Annotated in this window: 1 protein-coding gene; it reads right to left on the reverse strand. The window is 60.2% G+C overall.

What is annotated here, in order from left to right:
* Positions 1–141 precede the first annotated feature (141 nt).
* On the reverse strand, positions 142–1,518 hold a 1,377-nt coding region (locus HV796_RS42235; protein WP_175233544.1), incomplete at its 5' end, for a hypothetical protein.

Consider the following 1,518-nt stretch of genomic DNA (forward strand, 5'->3'; position numbering starts at 1 on the left):
ATGATAATGGTTTCGCCAAAATCGCAGCCGAGCAATTCCATTCACTGGTTATATAAGCAATCCAAATCATATTGAAATTCTCTTGTCCCGCCCGCCTTATCGCGACACAACGGTCCATTCCATTACTCTTGACGATTGCTCCTATCCCCGCTTCTCTGCTTTACTTTGCAGCTCGAACCCGAAGGCATGGTTGACGGCTGCGCGCGTGTTAGTCGGCAAGCCATGATGCCGGATACCCTCGTTGACCGCCTGTTCCAGTGCCGCAGGACGCGTACCCGGACCGCTGCCCGCGGGCACCAGTTGCGACCATGACTGGCCCTGCTCTTCCAGATGCATCAGGAACCGGTTCACGCGAGAGCGGTATACAGGATCCGGTTCTTCGTGAAAATTATTCAACAGATCCTTGTGCTCCTGAAGATCCGGCGCTCTTCGTATGTCGCCTTGCAGCCTGAACCCGAAGGCCTGGTTGATGGCTGCGCGCGTGTTGGTCTGCAAGCCATGATGCCGGATACCCTCGTTGACGGCCTGTTCAAGCGCCGCAGGACGCGCACCCGCACCGCTGCCCGCGGGCACCAGTTGAGACCATGACTGGCCCTGCTCTTCCAGATGCGCCAGGAACCACTTGACGTTAGAGCCGTATGCCTGAGCCAGTTCTTCGGGCAGATTCTTCAGCAGATCCTTGTGCTCCTGAAGATCCGGCGCAAGTCGAACTCTTTCGCCTTGCAGCCTGAATCCGAAGGCCTGGTTGATGGCTGCGCGCGTGTTGGTCTGCAAGCCATGATGCCGGATCCCCTCGTTGACCGCCTGTTCAAGCGCGACAGGACGCGCACCCGCACCGCTGCCCGCAGGCACCAGTTGCGACCATGACTGTCCCTGCTCTTCCAGATGCACCAGGAACCACTTGACGCTGGATCGGTATGCCTTATCCGGTTCCTCGGACAAATCGTTCAGCAGATCCGTGTGCTCCTGAAGATCCGGTGAAAACAGGGCCCAGGCTCCTTTTATGTCGCCTCGCAGCCTGAACCCGAAGGCCTGGTTGAGCGCAGTGCGCGTCCTGATCGGCAAGCCATGATGCCGGATCCCCTCGTTGACCGCCTGTTCAAGCGCGGCAGGACGCGCACCCGCACCGCTGCCCGCGGGCACCAGTTGCGACCATGATTGTCCCTGCTCTTCCAGATGCACCAGGAATCGCCTGACGTTAGAGCGGTATCTCCGATCCAGTTCCTCTGGCAAAACCTTCAGCAGATCGATGTGTTCACGTAGCGTCGGCACAAACCGTGCACGGGGCTTTGCGCGCCTGCTGCCCGGGAGGGGAGCAGCCGGCTGTCGACGCCCTGGTGCGTTCAGGCTGTCATGGATCTGCTGTTCCGCATGGGAAAGCGGCAGTCCACGCGCCTGCTCCGCGTAGGCCCAGTCAACCAGCGCCGTCCCTGCCGGGTCCGCCCTCCGGCCTTGAGGTGCAACGTCAACGGACGAGCCAGAATGCGGCCTGTCGTCCAGATCCGCGAGTTCGTTGTC

The sequence above is a fragment of the Paraburkholderia humisilvae genome, from assembly GCF_902859855.1.
Classification (GTDB): Bacteria; Pseudomonadota; Gammaproteobacteria; order Burkholderiales; family Burkholderiaceae; genus Paraburkholderia; species Paraburkholderia humisilvae.